We start from the raw sequence: 17,980 nt of genomic DNA on the forward strand, positions 1-17,980 counted from the left end.
AGTACCCAGTACCCAGTACCCAGTACCCAGTACCCAGTACCCAGTACCCAGTACCCAGTACCCAGTACCCAGTACCCAGTACCCAGTACCCAGTACCCAGTACCCAGTACCCAGTACCCAGTACCCAGTACCCAGTCCCGAAACTTTGTTAAGGTTTTTTATCAAGAATCAGTCTAGGATGAAAATATCGACAAAAGCACATACTAACCCGATCTAGCAAATGAGGTCTTAAGTGATGGAACTAACAGCAGATAACGTGGAAACTGTTTTAGACGAATTACGCCCTTACTTGATGTCTGATGGCGGAAATGTACAATTAGTTGAACTGGATGGCCCGATTGTAAAATTGCGGCTACAAGGTGCTTGTGGTTCTTGCCCTAGTTCTACTATGACTCTGAGAATGGGAATTGAACGGCGATTGCGGGAAGCTATCCCAGAAATTGCGGAAGTCGAACAAGTTCTCTAAAGGCAATTCGATCGTACCCTGGCAATTCTAAAAGAAAAAGGCAATCATGTACATTTTTGCATCGATGATTGCCTTTTTATTTTAATTACTGTTGATAGCCTGGACTAAAGCTTATGCCTCATCCTTTATATGTCGCCTTCTTATGGCACCAACATCAACCTTTGTACAAAAGTAGAGTTAAGGAAGAGTTTTTGGAAACAGGAGATCCAACTTTTTCTGCTTCTCTTTCTTTAGCTTCGGAGTACCGTTTACCTTGGGTGCGTTTGCATGGTACCAAGGATTATTTGGATTTAGTTTTGTTGTTAGAACGTTATCCGAAACTGCGGCAAACTGTTAATTTGGTTCCTTCTTTGATTCTGCAATTAGAAGATTATATTGCGGGAGTAGCTTTCGATCCTTACTTAGCTGTAGCTTTGTCACCAGTAGAAAGTCTGACGGAACAACAGCGGTTATTTATTATTGAGCATTTCTTTGATGCTAATCACCACACTTTGATCGATCCTAATCCTCGTTATAGCGAACTTTACGAGCAGCGTCAGGAGAATGGACGGGCGTGGTGTAAGGAAAATTGGCAAGCGCAGGATTACAGCGATCTTTTAGCTTGGCATAATTTAGCTTGGTTCGATCCTTTGTTTTGGGACGATCGAGAAATTGCTTATTGGTTGGAAAAGGGGCGAAATTTTAGTTTAGCCGATCGCCAAAACATCTATGCTAAACAACAAGAAATTATGAGCCGCATCGTTCCCCAACATCGGAAGATGCAGGAAACTGGACAGTTGGAAGTAATTACTTCTCCTTATACTCACCCAATTTTGCCATTGTTAGCAGATAGTGATGTTGGTAGAGTGGCAGTTCCTAATATGAATTTGCCGCAAAATCGCTTTCAATGGGAAGAGGATATTCCGCGACATTTGCGAAAAGCTTGGGAAATGTATGAGGAACGTTTCGGTTGCGAACCTCGTGGTTTGTGGCCCTCGGAACAAGCTGTTAGTCCGCAAATTTTGCCTTATGTTGTGAAACAGGGTTTTAAGTGGATTTGTTCGGATGAGGCGGTTTTAGGTTGGACGATCGATCATTTCTTCCACAGAGACGCATCGGGAAATGTTAGCGAACCAGAGTTACTTTATCAACCTTATCGATTAGAAACTCCTGCCGGAGATTTGTCAATTGTATTCCGCGATCACCGTTTATCCGATTTAATTGGTTTTACTTACGGGGCGATGGAACCGAAGAAAGCGGCAGCTGATTTAGTAGGACATTTGGAAGCAATTTCTCGAATTTTAAAACATCGTCAACTAGATGATACTACCACTTTAGAAAATCCTTGGTTAGTTACAATTGCCTTAGATGGAGAGAACTGTTGGGAACATTATCAATTAGATGGCAAACCGTTTTTGGAAGCTTTGTATCAAACTCTCAGCAGTCACCGAGAAATTGAATTAGTTACTGTTTCCGAGTACTTGGAAAAATTCCCCACTACTGCCACTATTCCCGCAGAAAAATTACATACGGGTTCTTGGGTTGATGGTAATTTAACTACTTGGGTAGGAGATACTGTAAAAAATAAGGCTTGGGATTTGTTAACTGATGCGAGAAAGTTTTTAGCTTCTCATCCTGAAGCAACTCCAGAAACTAACCCGGAAGCTTGGGAAGCTTTATATGCGGCAGAAGGTTCGGATTGGTTTTGGTGGTTTGGTGAGGGACATTCTTCTAATCAAGATGCAATTTTTGATCGGCTATTTCGGGAACATTTGTGTGCAATTTATCAAGCTTTAAATGCACCTGTTCCTGATAATTTGCTCAAACCTTTAGAAATTCATGAAGCGAGGGGAGATCATCGTCCAGAGAGTTTTATTCACCCAGTAATTGATGGTATTGGTGATGAACAAGATTGGGATAAAGCGGGGAGAATAGAAATTGGTGGTGCAAGGGGAACTATGCACCAAAGCAGCACCGTACAAAGACTTTGGTATGGTGTAGATCACTTGAATTTCTATTTGCGATTGGATTTTAAAACTGGAATTTTGCCGGGGAAAGGTTGTCCGCCAGAGTTGAATTTATTGTGGTTTTATCCCGATCGCCAAATGCACAACAGCCCGATTCCCTTGCGAAATTTACCTGATGAAGCACCATTAAATTACTTGTTTCATCATCATTTAGGAGTGAATTTGCTTACCATGAGTACGCAATTTCAAGAAGCAGGAGAACATCATAAATGGCATCCTCGCTTTAGTCGGGTGCAAGTGGCATTTGAGGAATGTCTAGAATTAGCCGTACCTTGGGCAGATTTGCAAATCGAACCGGATTATCCTTTGCGTTTGACGATCGTTTTATCCGATAATGAACGTTATTGCAATTATCTGCCGGAAAATGCTTTGATTCCGATCGAAGTACCATAGGGCAGGGGGGCAGAGGGGACAAGGGGAGAATTTTTATCTTCTGCTTTCTTGCTTTCTGCCTTCTGCCTTCTGCCTTCTGCTTTCTGCCTTTAACAGATTACTATAAAGACCAATGACAACAATCTGGGAATTAGATTTTTATTCGCGTCCAATTGTGGATGAAAACAAGAAAAAAGTTTGGGAAGTTTTGATTTGTGAAAGTTCCTTGGATGTCAACCAATCTGGGGAAGATATATTTCGTTATTCCCAGTATTGTTCTAATCAAGAAGTGAATTCGGTTTGGTTGGGAAATGCAATTAAAGAAGCAATGGAAAAATCTGGGCAAACACCCCAAAAAATTCGCTTCTTCCGCACCCAAATGAATAACATGATTAGTAAAGCTTGCAAAGATTTGGAAATTTCCTCTGCACCAAGTCGGCGAACTTTTAATCTAAATCAATGGTTAGCAAAAAGAATGGCAGAAGTTTATTCAACTCATCCGGGATACACTCCTGCTACTACTAATCCTTCGGTGTTAATGCCTAGTGGCGAACCGCAAAATTTGCCGGAGGCTTTGTTAGCAGAAAAGTGGGCATTTGTGACTTTAGAAGCAGCTGCTTTTGCGGAAATGCCGGAATGGGAAATTGGATTTCAGGAAGCTTTTCCGTTAAAAAGTCGGGGAGTAAATCCTGATACCCGTATTCCAGGGATGATCTTTTTCTCATCAAGGGCTTTACCTTTAGCGGCTTGGATATCTGGTTTAGAATTAGCTAGCTTAAAATTTGAATCGCTTCCCCAAACAAGTCTGTTATTAGAAACTGGGGTAAATGACAGCTGGATTCTTGCTAATATCAAGGACGCAGGGACGATCGCCGAAGCCCAAAACTTTGAAGCTGCAAAACAAAAAGCCAATGGAGTACATTTTTTAGCTGTTCAGACTGATCCCCAAGCAGAATCCTTTGCAGGTTTTTGGTTATTGCAAGAATCGGGTTCAATTTAAAGTAATTTAGAATTTAGGTTTTGAATTGAATTTAAAACCTAAATTCTAAATTAAAAAATTTGGTTTTATGGGTTCGGAAATTTGGCAGTCAGAGGCACTAGCAGAACAATTGCTGGAACTAGCAGCAAAAAGTGGAGCACAAGCAGCTGAAGTTTATCAGTCGCGATCGCTCTCAAAACCCGTATTTTTTGAGGCTAATCGTCTCAAACAATTAGAAACAGCAGAATCAGAAGGTACAACACTGCGGCTGTGGAAAAATGGTCGTCCCGGTTTAGCAGTGGCTTACGGTACAGTGGAACCAGCGGCTTTAGTGGAAAGAGCGATCGCGCTTTCTGTACTCAATCACTCAGAACCAGTAGAACTAGTCAGAGGTTCCCAGCAAACCTACCCTGATGAAGGTAGCACAGTTCCAGTAGAAAAGTTAGTCAGTTGGGGCAAAGAAGCGATCGCCTACATCCGCAAAAGTTATCCAGAAGTGCTGATAAGTAGCGAGTGGGAATGCGAAATCGAAAGTACCCGAATCGTCAACTCCCAAGGACTTGACTGTTCTCACTCAGATACTACCCTCAGTTGTTACTTAGCCGCTGAATGGATTAGAGGCGATGATTTTCTCAGCGTTTCCGATGGTCAAACTCAGCGTAACACGCTCACTCCTATCCCGTTAGCCCAACAAATCATCGAACGCTTGCAATGGGCACAGGAAAATGTTGCCCCACCCACAGGTCGAGTACCTGTATTATTTACGGCTAAAGCTGCTGATATGCTTTGGGGGACAGTTTCCGCTGCTTTAAATGGTAAACGAGTCTTGGAAGCTGCTTCTCCTTGGAGCGATCGACTTTGCCAACCCGTTACTCATCACAGTATCACCCTTTACCAACAACCAGATGTTGGCCCCTTTAGCTGTCCCTTTGATGATGAAGGTACAATCACCCAACCGATCACTTTCATCAAAGATGGCATTCTGCAACTGTTTTACACCGACATAACCACAGGTCGCTATCTAACTTCAGGAACTACTGGAAACGGCTTTCGCCCCGGTTTAGGCAGCTATCCCACCCCTAGCTTATATAACCTCCTAATCAAACCGGGAACTGGGACAATGTTAGACCTAATTGAAATCATGGAAGATGGCTTAATCGTAGACCAAATGTTAGGTGGTAGTGCTGGCATTTCTGGCGAATTCTCCATCAATGTCGAACTTGGTTATCGAGTGAAACAAGGCAAAGTAATCGGTCGCGTCAAAGATACAATGGTCGCAGGCAACGTTTACACCGCACTTAAGCAAGTCGTCGCATTAGGTGGCGATGCTGAGTGGAACGGCTACTGCTACACTCCTTCATTAATTGTGGAAGGATTATCTGTGACAGGTAAAGCAGAATAATGTTGAGTTCCAGTTCGTAGTAGCGACTTCAGTCGTTACTTTGTCAAAAAGGAACACTGAAGTGTTCACAACGAACTTTCAAAAAAGCTCTTTTTAATGCGTCAACTACTGCGTCCTACAAGACGGTTAGCAATCATTGAAGCTTCTTTAATTGGATTAGTTGCTGCTTTAGCATCAGTCTTACTTAAAGTTAGCTCAGGATGGCTGGGGGGATGGCGAGTCAGTGCTTCCTACGATTCATCTCCCTGGATTGCTTTGCCCATAATTGGTTTTTGTTTCGGATTTTTAGCTGGTGTTTTAGTGGAAAAATTTGCCCCAGAAGCTTCTGGTTCTGGGATTCCTCAAGTTAAGGCTGCCCTTGCTGGATTTCCAATTTCTTTATCATGGCGTGTGGCTTTGGTCAAGTTATTGGGCAGTATTTTAGCTTTAGGTTCGGGGATGACTGTAGGGCGACAGGGGCCAACTGTGCAAGTGGGTGCAGCTTTAGCCGCCCAGATGAGTAAATGGGTACCCACATCTCCCGAACATAGGAAACAGTTGATTGCTTGTGGTGCCGGTGCCGGATTAGCTGCTGCTTTCAATGCTCCCTTAGCGGGGGTTTTGTTTGTCGTGGAAGAACTTTTGCATGATGTTTCAGGTTTTACTTTAGGAACGGCAATTCTTGCTTCTTTTATTGGTGGTGTAGTGTCGCGACTTTTAGGGGGAGGAAGTTTAGAATTAACTACAGAATTAGCGGCAAGTAGTAGTACTTTTTCCTTTCCTGAAATTCCTTGTTTCTTGTTTTTAGGTGTTTTAGCTGGGCTGTTTTCTGCGCTATTTTGTCAAGGAATTTTTCTGGGTTTGCGGTTTTGGCGTTATAAGTTGAAATTAAGTTTGCCTTGGCGAATTGGTATTGCTGGGTTAATTTCTGGATTAGTGATTGCTACGTTACCAATTTTCTTTCGCGATAATGCAGGATTGCGGGAATTTGTGTTAACTGGTAGTGCTAATTGGTCTATTGCTACTCAAGTATTTTTAGCACATTTTGTTTTAACTATTATTGCTTTTAGTTCGGGAACGCCGGGAGGTTTATTTGCACCTTCATTGATTTTAGGTTCGACTTTAGGTTATTTGGTGGGATTAGGAACTAACCATTTTTTAGATTTGGGTACACCAACAACTTACGCCTTCGCTGGAATGGGGGCGTTTTTTAGCGCGGTGTCTAAGGTACCAATCACAGCAATTGTGATTGTGTTTGAAATGACAACGGATTTTAATTTGGTGCTACCTTTGATGATTGCGGCTTGTACTTCTTTTTGGGTAGCAGAAGTGTTGATGCCGCGATCGTTCTACGATCGCATCTTACAATGGAACGGTATTGATTTAGATAAATATAAAGAAACCCCAAAAGAAGGACTTTTAGAACAACTTACCGCTGAAGATGTGATGCAAAGGCGGGTAGAAACTCTCACGAGTAAAATGACTTTAGATGAGGTGGTGCAGGCATTTTCTAAATCTCATCATCGGGGTTTTCCCGTAGTTGATAATGGTAAATTACTGGGGATTATTACCCAAAGTGATTTAGCAAAAATTGGTCAGCGATTACTAGATTTTAATACTACTTTAGATAAAATTATGACTCCTCAGCCTATTTCTGTGGAGCCAAATACTTCTCTTGCTGATGTTTTGTTTCTACTAAATCGTTATGAGTTAAGTCGTTTACCTGTGGTAGAAGGGCGCAGATTAGTCGGAATTATTACTAGGGCTGATATTATTCGAGCAGAAGCAGATCATTTGGTGGGAGTGCAAACAGGGCCACAACCAGAACCTACTTATATAGTTTATCAGACGCGATCGCCAAGTATAGGTAAAGGGCGCTTGCTTGTCCCTTTAGCTAATCCCCAAACTGCACAATCATTGTTACAAATAGCTGCGGCAATTGCTCGCGATCGGGATTATGAATTAGACTGTTTGCAAGTTATCATTGCTCCTCGTCATACCACCCCTTCAGAAGCAAAAGTCAGAACTACAAAAAGTCGTCGTTTGTTGCGTCAAGCAGAAATTACCGCAAAAAAATGGGGAGTTCCTATACATACTCAAATTCGTGTTGCTCACGATCCCGCACAAGCAATTTTAGAAACAATTAAGACCGAACATATAGATTTAATTGTTATGGGTTGGAATCCTACTCCACCTACCAGAGGACGCATTTTTGGTCATGTAGTCGATACGGTAATTCGTCAAGCTGCTTGTGAAGTAATAGTTGTAAAACTAGGTCATTTAACTTCTGTTAATGGCTTTTTATCATTTAAAAATAAAGCTAAACTCACGCAAGACCAAGTAACATTTAATCGTTGGTTATTACCTATGGCAGGGGGGCCAAATGCTGAAGAAGCAATTCAACTTTTACCTGCTTTATGTAAACTCTCTGATGATTGCGAAGTAAGAATAACTCAGGTGTTTTCTAAATCGAAATCCTTACCCGATACCAAAGGTTTAGAAAAAGCTGCTAAATTCTTATCTAATCAAATTAATCATCCCGTAATTACAATTCCTGTCTGTGCAACTTCTGTATCGGAAGCTGTGATTGATATTGCTTGTAAAGATCAATGTGATGCAATTATTTTAGGGGCGAGTCGTGATGGTTTATTGCAACAAGTGATTAAGGGGAATATTCCAGAAGCGATCGCTCGTGGTTGTGATTGTACCGTAATTTTAGTCCGTGGTGTTTAACCCAGATTCCGCACCCAAAACTGTCGTAAACTTAATTGTTAATTACCTATGAAGTTATCTTTACTTTATTTAATCACACTTACTTAATCTTTATTTAATTTTTACATATATATTATAAATTTAACTAATTATTTATAAATTAAACTAGCAAATTCACTAAAAATAGATTAATGTATTAAATAAGAATTCACCATTGAAAGAATAAAAAATTCAGTAATTATGCAGTTGACAATTGGTAAATATTAAGCGAATGAGACCATTATTAAAGTATAGGTAAACTATCATTCTCTTACTCTTGCCAATTCAACTTTATGGGAGTGTGACACACTATACAATTTGTTGATTTCAAAGACGGAGAATGGGGTAAGTAGTAAATTAGACAAGACCTAGTTCAAATGGTGATTATTGAATCTAGGAAAAAAGTTTTTGATTTAGGGGCGCTAACACCAGATTATCATTACACCGCATAAACAGGCATTATGAAAAAGCAAAAAGTGATTATGGTTGGTCCTTCTTTAGATGAAAAAGGAGGTATGGGAGCCGTAGAAATGGCAATAATGAATACTCTCTCGGACAATTTGGAAATTCGCCATATTTCTACATGGGATGGAGAAGCTAGCCAAAAATCAAAGTTAAATATGTTGAAGGTTTTTGCTAGAGGGATACTGATATTTCTCTGGACTATATTTATACATGGTGTTGATGTAGTTCATCTCCACGTTTCTGAAAGAGGTAGTGTAATCCGCAAAAGTTTATTCCTATTAATAGCTTGGCTATTAAATAAACCTGTAATCATGCACACTCATGGTTCTGAGTTTCATATATTTCACTCCCGATTACCCAAAATAGGCAAATTAATGGTTAACTGGGTAATGCAGAACAGTGCAATATTAATTGTCCTGTCGGAAAACTGGAAAAATTTTTACATTCAAACCTGCCAAGTTAAGCCAGAAAAAGTTCTGGTACTACCTAATCCTGTGACTGTTCCTCTAGAAGTTCCCGAGCGAAAAAATAATGGAGAAATCAAAATTTCTTTTTTAGGTAAAATTAATGATCGTAAAGGAGTATTTGATTTACTATCTGCTTTCGCTTTACTTCCTCCTGAATTCAAACAAAAATCACGTTTGATCGTTGCTGGGTCTGGAGAAGAGGAAAAAGCTGACAAATTGATTAAATTGTTGAGCCTAGAAGAAAATGTAGAACTTACTGGCTGGTTGAATTCTGTGCAGCGCGATCGTTTACTAGCGGAAACAGACATATTCGTATTACCTTCTTATAATGAAGGATTACCAATGGCGCTTTTAGAAGCGATGAGTTGGGGAATTCCCGTAATCACCACACCAGTAGGTGGAATTCCTGAAGTAGTCACCCACAAACAGAATGGTTTATTAGTTGACCCTGGAGACACAGAACAACTGAAAGTAGCGTTAGAGCTATTGGTGAAAGATCGTACTTTGAGATTGTTATTAGGAAATGCAGCTAGACAAAGAGTGCTACCATTAGATATAAAAAATTACCAGTTCTCTTTGTTGACAATGTACTCCTCATTACTCCAGCAGAATAGAGCGAAAAAGCTCATGTTAGGTAGTTCAGAAACACTTTTTTGACATCTTCCTCTGAACTCAATTTAGATAATTACAGGGTAGAAAAGTAATTGTAGGTATAATTTGTCTGAGAATACCTAACCTAACAGTACAGAAATAAGGTAGTTCCGAAAATCTAGAAAGCCCATATCAACTACCTTACCTCTATTTTTTTGTATGTCATGGTACAACTTTTAGAGATGACAGAGGTAAAAATTTTGAATTTAGATAGAATAGTCCAACATAAGTAAATTATGCGGCTATAATTTAGAGAATAGCCAGTTAGTAATTTAAAGCTATTCTCTGGCAATGCGGTAAATACAAATTCAAGGTTACCAAAATTTAAAATTTAGCTATATGGAAGTTCAAGAATACACCGAAGATATTGATTTTCAGAAGTATTGGCTAATACTTAAGCGTCATTGGTTGCCAGGAACTGTTCTTTGGTCTTTAGTAGTAATGGGTTCGATATTCTCCGCTATGTCGGCAGAAAAAAGTTTTGAAGCATACGGTAAACTGAGATTTAAGAGGCAAAATACTGTTTCAGCTTTAGTGACAGAAGCAGGAGAAAAAATTGGGAAATTAGATCCATTAAATACTAAAGATACGCCTTTGGACACAGAAGCAGAAGTAATTCGTTCCGAGCCAATTATTGAGCAAACCATAAAAGCAGCAAATCTAAGAAATAAGAAGGGTAAGTTAGAAAGTTACGAAGGCTTCTTGAAAAATTTGGATGTCAAAAACATTCGAGGTACAGATATATTACTAATTTCTTATAAAAATGTAGATCCTCAAGTTGCCAAGTTGGTAGTAGATAAATTAATGGAGACATATATTAAAAATAATATATTAGTTAACCGGGCAGAAGCAGCAGCAGCAAAAAAATTTATTAATAAACAATTACCTGAGAGCCGAGAAAAGCTTCTCCAAACTGAACTGGCACTAAGAAAATTTAAGGAGAAGTTTAATATTATAGATTTGGATCAAGAGGCTAAATTAACAGTGAGCCGACTGAGCGATTTAAATAATCAAATCCAGCAAACTAAAGCTGATATTCAAAAAATTACGGGGCAAACAGTAGAATTACAAAAAAAGATAGGTGTAACTTCAGAGCAAGCAGTTTTACAAAGTAACATTACTAATTCTTCTGGTATTCAGCAAGCTTTAGCTAAGTTGCAAGAAGTAGAAAATCAGTTGGCTATTGAACGCAGTCGTTTTCTGGAAGATAGCCCAGTAATTTCTGATTTAAAAAGTAAAAAAGCTGATTTAGAAGCTCTAGTAAATCAAAGATTAAGTGAGGTTTCTGGGCAGCAGGAAGTTTCTGGGAAGATTGTGCAGAGCCAAGCAGGTAACTTACAAAACACTTTAGTTGCGAGTTTAGTTAATTATGAGTCAGAACGTAGGGGGTTAGTAACGAAATTAAGCTCTCTGGAACAACAACAAATCGATCTACAAACTCGGGCAAACTTCATCCCCAAGTTACAACAGTTATTATTAGACTTGGAGCGGCAACAAAAATCGGCTCAAAGCACTTATGAAAGTTTGATTAATAATTTACAACAAGTAGAAATTATAGAGAATCAAAATTTAGGGAATGCGGAAATTGTCAACCAAGGTCTTGCTTCAAAGTATCCAATTAATAAAAGTTCTAAAGCTGTGGTAGGAATGGGTGTAGCTTTAGGAGGAATGATTTATGTAGTGGTAGCTTTTGGACTTGAATTAATGGATAAATCACTAAAAACTACTAAAGAAATTAGGAGTATTTTTGCATATACATTACTGGGAATGATTCCTGGTCTAAAACGCAAAAATATGTTTCCTGGTATGAAAGCAGTAGAACAAGTTCCCGCGGAATATCAAGTTAGAGATCACTCCCATTCCCTAACGACTGAAACTTATAAAATGCTGCAAGCTAACTTAAGATTTTTGAACCCCGATCGAGATTTAAAAGTAATAGTTGTAACTAGTTCTGTACCTAAAGAAGGTAAATCTACTGTAAGTGCGAATTTAGCAGTAGCGATCGCTCAGTTAGATCAAAGGGTTTTGTTGATTGATGCTGATTTACATCATCCTCAACAACATCACATTTGGGACTTAACAAATGAAGCTGGACTTACAGAAGTGATAGTTAATCGTACTGAGTCAAAAAAAGTGATTAAAGAAGTAATGCCTAATTTAGATGTGCTTCCTTCAGGAGTTATTCCACCTAACTCTTTAGCTTTATTAAATTCGCAACGAATGAATTCGTTAATCAGTGATTTTCGGAAAAATTATGACTTCATTATTATAGATACTCCTCCTTTACTTTTAGTAGCCGATGCGATCACAGTCAACAAAATGACTGATGGTATTTTATTAGTTGCTAGACCAGGAGTAATTGACAAACCTAGTGCGATTGCTGCTAAAGATGTTTTAACGCAATCTCGTCAAAATGTTTTAGGTCTAGTTGTTAACGGAATATTGATAGAAAATGAACCTGATAGCTACTTCCATCATGCAAAATCATACTCAGGCATTAACGCCAATCAAAATTTAAATTTCCGATTTAAGTCCAAAGTCTAGTAATTATTATTACTTATAACCAAGAGAAGCAAAATGCTAAATAAAATTATCAAGGTAATTTCAGAGAAAATTAACCCTGGTAGAAGAAAAGTCTTTACTAATATTAGCTGGTTACTTGGGGAAAGAGTTTTCCGTATGGCGGTCAGCTTTTTGTTACTAGCCTGGACAGCACGTTATTTGGGTGTGAATGACTTTGGGTTATTGAATTATGCTATAGCCTTCAGTGATATGTTCTCTCCCTTATTTCAATTAGCATCTAGTCAAATTGTTTTTCGAGATTTAGTTACCCATCCATCAGAAAAAGAAGAAATTTTAGGTACAGCTGCTCTCCTAAAATTTATTATTGGAATTTTCGTTTTTATCTTAGCAGTAGGAACAATTTTCTTTTTACAACCCAATGATAGTTTAACAATTAAGTTAGTATTTATTATTTCGATTCCCTCCTTAATATCAGGGTTTTCTATTATTGAATCCTGGTTTCAATCCCAAGTAGAAATGAAGTATACAATTTGGGCAAGAAACAGCGTTTTTATAATCACTACCCTGATGCGAATAGTTTTACTTGAATTACAAGCGCCTCTGATATTTTTTGCTTGGCTAGTCGTTATTGAAAGTGTTTTAAATACGCTCGGGTTTATATCTATTTATCATTTAACTAAACAAAGTATTTTGGCTTGGCGTGCTAATTGGGAGCGAGCTAAAAATTTAATGAGAATTAGCTGGCCTTTAATTTTATCAAGTTTATCTATTATTGTTTATTTGCGAATCGATCAAGTAATGTTAGGACAGTTAGCTGATGCTAAAGCTGTAGGGATTTATGCAATTGCAGTGCGATTATCAGAAGTCTGGCCTTTCGCTTCTACAGCAATTGTTAAGTCGGTTTCTCCGTCAATCATAGCAGCGAGAAAAGACAGCGAAGAAGTTTACTATAAGAAAATCCAAAAGCTTTGCAATTTGCAAGCTGCTTTAGTTTATTGCATAGCAATTCCCATGACTTTCTTATCCACACCTTTAGTTACTCTACTCTTTGGTAAAGATTTTGCTCCGGCTGGAATAGTTTTGTCGATTCACATTTGGTCTGCCATGTTTCTGTTTTTAGGATATGTGAAAGAAGTATGGATTATTACAGAAGGATTAACAGGATTTGCCTTTGCTTTTAGTTTTGCGGGGGCGATTATGAATCTCATTTTAAACTTTTTGTTAATTCCGAAGTATAGAGAGGTAGGAGCAGCAATAGCTACTGTTATTTCTTATGGTTTCGCTGATTATATAATGTGCTTTTTATACCCACCTGCACGGAAGTTTGGTTTGATTATGACTCAAGCAATGACTCTGAATCTTGTCAAAGTTAGTAAAGTATAATGGGTTGAAAGTAATTTTGTAGATTAAAACTTGATTAAGAGGTCTTCGTTGTGAACAATCAACCTTTAGTGAGTATCTTAATTAATAATTATAATTATGGTCATTTTCTCGGAGAAGCGATCGATAGCGCCTTGAACCAAACTTACTCCAATATAGAAGTTATTGTAGTTGATGACGGCTCAACCGATAATTCCCGAGAGATAATTCAATCTTATAACTCGAAAGTTATTCCCATTTTCAAAGCAAATGGTGGTCAAGCTTCCGCTTTTAATGAGGGTTTTGCCACCTCTTCAGGAGAGATAATTTGTTTTTTAGATTCTGACGATATTTTTCAGCCAGAAAAAGTAACTGAAATTGTTCAGGTATTTGCCCAATACCCAAAAATAGGATGGTGTTTTCATCCTTTAAAATTTTTGAGTACCAACAGGGAAGATTTGCCTAAAGAAAATTATAGTGGCTCATCAGAAATATATGATTTAAGAACTTTTATTCAGCAAGGAAAACTTAAAGGCAAACTTCCTTTTGGTACAGCAACTTCTGGTCTTTGTTTTAATCGCTCTCTCTTAAAGCAAATATTGCCTATGCCAGAAGCAATTAGAATTACTAGCGATGATTATATTAAATATTTAGCACTTGGGTTAGAACCAGGTGCTATTTTACTCAAAGAAATAGCTATTCAAAGAATTCATGGAAATAACGCTTACACTTTCAGAAAGGATAAAGTTAACTTGAAAATTCAAATTCAAATCTTAACTGCTTATTGGATCAAAACCAATTTTCCTCAGTTGCAGAAATTCAGCAATAATATCCTAGCTCTAGGATTATACTTAGATTGGCGCTATGGAGGCAATCAGGAAGCAAATAATCAACTTGTAAAAACTTATCTAAGCTCTACTAGCCTTACAGAAATAATAGAAATTTATTTGAGAGCCATATATTACTCTATCAAGCAATGAACAAGTTATTAAATTTATTTGAAACTAAATTTACTCTTTTTTCACTTCTGTTTTTAACAGGAATGCTGCGGTTCGCGAGTTTCTATACTAGCCCAGATGCTAAAGCAGATGCAGAACCCACTTACAATCCTTTTGATAGCATTTCTTCATTAATCCAGCAATTTGTTTATTTAACTTCTCTATTTTTTCTCATAGCTAGAGGGAAAACTTCAGTTCGAGTAGCACTTAGAGATCCACTTGTTTGGACTTTACCTATATTGACGATGCTATCATTCCTTTGGTCTGATTTCCCTGATATCTCTTTACGTAAAGGTATTACAACTCTACAAACTACCTATTTTGGATTATATGTTGCCAGTCGTTTCACCATTAAACAGCAACTACAAATGTTAGGCTGGGTACTCGGAATAACCGCAGTGTTTTCTTTCTTCTTTACCTTAGCATTTCCGGGAGTGGCGATCGAAGCAGGTGCAAATGCTGGCTCTTGGCGCGGACCTTTTACCCAAAAAAATCTGTTAGCAAGATTAATGGTTTTAGGAGCAATTGTTTTCTTACTCTTAGCTCTCGATCGTCCCAAGTCTCCGAAACTTCTTTGGGGAGGATTTGGGATTTGTGTATTGATGGTTATTTTGACAGGCTCAAAAACCGCACTTTTGCTGTTATTTACAATTATAATTCTTCTACCTTTTTATAAACTTTTACGTGCTAAGGATACAATTATTATACCAGCAATTGTAGGACTTATTATTATCGGGTCTAGTGTAATTACTTTTGTTACTGAAAATTGGCTAACTATTTTGGCTGCATTAGGAAGAGATGCAACACTCAGCGGTCGAACAACATTATGGGAAGTAGCATTAGAAAAAATTTCTGAACGTTTTTGGTTAGGTTACGGTTATCAAAGTTTTTGGCTCGATGGTGGTGGAGCCATGATTATTTGGAAAATAGAAGGCTATAAACCACCTCATGCTCATAATGGATTTATTAATATGGCTCTTGATTTAGGTGTTATAGGTTTATTTTTATTTTTAACCATTCTCTTAGTCAACTATATACGCAGTATTATTTGGTTACGTATTGGAAAAACGGTTACCGATCTCTGGCCTATTTTTTATATAACTTTCTTCTTTATGTATAACCATAGTGAAAATACTATTATTGAACATAATTCAATTTTTTGGTCTTTATTAGTTACAGTTTCTTTATCAATGCGACGAGTTAAGCTTGTTAAACGCCAAATAACTGCGCCCGAATTGCTAAATAGTCAACCCCCAATTAATTCTGGATAAAATTTAATTCCACACTTAGTTTAGTTAGGCAAATTTAGACTATTTCAAAAAAGAAAGATGGTAGACTTGGCAATTTTTTTAATGGATTTAGGTGGTGGTGGTGCGGAACGGGTGATGATTAACCTGGCTCATGGTTTTGCTGAATGTAAACTAAACGTCGATCTGGTATTAGTAAAACCGGAAGGCCCCTATCTTTCCCAAATTTCGCCTCAAATTAACTTGGTTCATTTAAAAAGCTCTCGGTTAATTTTGAGCCTTCCTAGTTTAGTTAGATATTTAGAAGAAAACCAACCAAAGGTTTTACTTTCTGCTTTAGAAGATACAAATTTTGTTGCTCTATGGGCGAGAAAATTAGCGAATGTCTCTACTAAAGTAGTAGTGACTGTTCATAATCATCTTTCTCAAGAAGCAGAAAATGCTACAAGCTTTAAGCGGCGGATGACTCCAACTTTAGTTAAATGGTTTTATCCCCTAGCCGATCGCGTTATTGCTGTCTCAGAAGGTGTGGCTAAAAACTTGATTGAACTCGGTGTACCCTCAGAAAAAACTACTTGGATTTATAATCCAATCGTTAGTAAAGAAATGTTAGAAAAACTCCAAGAACCTGTTAGTCATCCTTGGTTGTTACCAAATCAACCTCCGGTGATTTTAGGAGTTGGACGGTTGACTAAACAAAAAGATTTCGCAACTTTGATCCGAGCATTTGCTCAAGTTAAACAAGAGTATCCAGCTAAATTAATAATTTTGGGAGAGGGTAACGAACAGAAAAATCTAACAAATTTAGTTCTTGAGCTAAATTTAACTGAAGATGTAGTTTTTCCTGGGTTTGTAGCCAATCCCTATTCCTATATGGCTCACGCATCAGTGCTGGTTTTATCTTCAGCTTGGGAAGGATTTGGTAATGTTTTAGTTGAGGCAATGGCTGCTGGTACACCTGTAGTTTCTACTGACTGCGAAAGCGGACCTGCTGAAATTTTAGCTCAGGGAAAATATGGGAAATTAGTTCCGGTAGGTAATGTGGAGAGTATGGCACAGGCAATCTTAACAACGTTAAAAAATCCTCCTAATTCCAATATCCTGAAACAACGATCTGAAGATTTTTCCCTAACAAATGCAATAATTAAATATCAAGAAGTGTTAAAAATCAGGTAGAAGTTAGACGAAATATTCATTAGTCAAAAAAGTTGGTTTAGAAGATGAAATTGAAAATTTTTGCTGATAAAAAGTATTTGCTTAACCAACCAAATGTTCGTCCAAATCCTATGCTTCTTCCCTTCTGGGCAGATTTTGCTGAAACAGGCTACTATTCTTGGATGAAAAATTACGATCGCTACTCAAATATTGCTAACACTTTATTTGAAATGGTATCTTTAGAGGAAGCTGATATTGCTGTTATGCCTGATGACTGGCGAACTGTGGTTGGGGAATTATGGTACGCTAATCAAAACAAATTAGCTGATAGTTTATATCGGCAATTTGCGGAAAAAGTTGCACAAGCTAATAAGAAATTGGTGGTGTTTTTTGGTGGCGATCGGTCTGATGAACCAGTGAATTTGCCTAATAAAGATATGTTAGTATTTCGCTATTCCTACTACCGTTCTCAACAGAAAGAAAATAATTTTGTTTGGCCTGTTTTTTGTGAAGATTTAGTAGAACATTACTTAGCAAATCAGCTTTCTATTCGGCAAAAATCTGCTAAGCCAGTAGTAGGATTTTGTGGGTTAGTTAAACCAAGTAACTGGAAAACAAATTTAAAAAAGCTTTCTTACTACGGATATATGCTCAGTCGCTACCGAAGACTAGGATATCCTCCTATCCAAGGTCATATTTTACGAGAAAAAGTCATCAAAAATTTTAAAAAAAGTAATTTAGTAACTACAAATTTTTTGGTTCGAGAAAGTATGGTTTTCTTGGGTCAAAAAAATCTAGTGGACATGGCAAAGCTAAGGGTCGAGTTCATTGATAATATGATAAATAGCGATTATATTGTCTGTTGTCGGGGAGCAGGAAACTACTCTAATCGCTTATTTGAAACTCTTTGTTTGGGTCGTATACCTATCTTTATTGACACGGATTGTGTACTACCTTATAATTTTACTATAGATTGGAAAAAATACTGTGTATGGATTGAAGAAAAAGAAATCGATCGCATTGCAGAAAAAGTAGCTGAATTTCATCAAAATCTTTCCGAAGAAGATTTCGTTAATCTCCAACACGAATGCAGAAGATTTTGGAAAGAGTGGTTATCAGCTGAAGGGTTTTACTCAAATTTTAATTTACATTTGCCATAA

At 37.8% G+C, this 17,980-nt stretch carries 12 protein-coding genes; all 12 read left to right on the plus strand.

Annotation, left to right across the window (positions count from 1 at the left end; genetic code table 11):
• Positions 1-235: 235 nt before the first annotated feature.
• The 12 genes from ACE1B6_RS25715 (at position 236) to ACE1B6_RS25770 (ending at position 17,980) form a co-directional block, all read left to right on the plus strand.
• Positions 236-466 carry a NifU family protein gene (locus tag ACE1B6_RS25715; RefSeq protein ID WP_413260141.1) on the plus strand — a complete coding sequence of 77 codons (231 nt, stop codon included), beginning with the start codon at positions 236-238 and terminating at the stop codon, positions 464-466.
• 113 nt (positions 467-579) lie between these two features.
• Positions 580-2,865 carry a glycoside hydrolase gene (locus ACE1B6_RS25720; RefSeq protein WP_413260142.1) on the plus strand — a complete coding sequence of 762 codons (2,286 nt, stop codon included), beginning with the start codon at positions 580-582 and terminating at the stop codon, positions 2,863-2,865.
• A gap of 112 nt (positions 2,866-2,977) precedes the next feature.
• Positions 2,978-3,844 (plus strand): Tab2/Atab2 family RNA-binding protein, encoded by an 867-nt coding sequence (locus tag ACE1B6_RS25725; protein ID WP_413260143.1) that lies wholly within the window; start codon positions 2,978-2,980, stop codon positions 3,842-3,844.
• A 67-nt stretch (positions 3,845-3,911) separates the two neighbouring features.
• The gene (locus ACE1B6_RS25730) at positions 3,912-5,225 is read left to right on the plus strand and encodes a TldD/PmbA family protein (RefSeq protein ID WP_413260144.1); all 1,314 of its coding nucleotides are present in this window, start codon (positions 3,912-3,914) and stop codon (positions 5,223-5,225) included.
• A 96-nt stretch (positions 5,226-5,321) separates the two neighbouring features.
• Positions 5,322-7,937: a chloride channel protein gene (locus ACE1B6_RS25735; RefSeq protein WP_413260145.1), complete on the plus strand. Its 2,616-nt coding sequence runs from the start codon at positions 5,322-5,324 to the stop codon at positions 7,935-7,937.
• Between the two features lie 479 nt (positions 7,938-8,416).
• Complete coding sequence (locus ACE1B6_RS25740; RefSeq protein WP_413260146.1) at positions 8,417-9,544, plus strand: glycosyltransferase family 4 protein; 1,128 nt, start codon at positions 8,417-8,419, stop codon at positions 9,542-9,544.
• A 333-nt stretch (positions 9,545-9,877) separates the two neighbouring features.
• On the plus strand, positions 9,878-12,082 hold the full coding sequence (locus ACE1B6_RS25745; RefSeq protein ID WP_413260147.1) for a GumC family protein: 2,205 nt from the start codon (positions 9,878-9,880) through the stop codon (positions 12,080-12,082).
• Between the two features lie 33 nt (positions 12,083-12,115).
• On the plus strand, positions 12,116-13,444 hold the full coding sequence (locus tag ACE1B6_RS25750) for a flippase (RefSeq protein WP_413260148.1): 1,329 nt from the start codon (positions 12,116-12,118) through the stop codon (positions 13,442-13,444).
• A 50-nt stretch (positions 13,445-13,494) separates the two neighbouring features.
• Positions 13,495-14,400 (plus strand): glycosyltransferase family 2 protein, encoded by a 906-nt coding sequence (locus tag ACE1B6_RS25755; protein WP_413260149.1) that lies wholly within the window; start codon positions 13,495-13,497, stop codon positions 14,398-14,400.
• Positions 14,401-14,462: 62 nt separating this feature from the next.
• On the plus strand, positions 14,463-15,689 hold the full coding sequence (locus tag ACE1B6_RS25760) for an O-antigen ligase family protein (RefSeq protein ID WP_413260150.1): 1,227 nt from the start codon (positions 14,463-14,465) through the stop codon (positions 15,687-15,689).
• Between the two features lie 57 nt (positions 15,690-15,746).
• The gene (locus ACE1B6_RS25765) at positions 15,747-16,841 is read left to right on the plus strand and encodes a glycosyltransferase (RefSeq protein WP_413260151.1); all 1,095 of its coding nucleotides are present in this window, start codon (positions 15,747-15,749) and stop codon (positions 16,839-16,841) included.
• 44 nt (positions 16,842-16,885) lie between these two features.
• Positions 16,886-17,980, plus strand: coding sequence for an exostosin domain-containing protein (locus tag ACE1B6_RS25770; RefSeq protein WP_413260152.1), 1,095 nt, complete (start codon positions 16,886-16,888; stop codon positions 17,978-17,980).

It is taken from the genome of Floridaenema fluviatile BLCC-F154 (genome assembly GCF_041929135.1).
GTDB lineage: Bacteria > Cyanobacteriota > Cyanobacteriia > Cyanobacteriales > Aerosakkonemataceae > Floridanema > Floridanema fluviatile.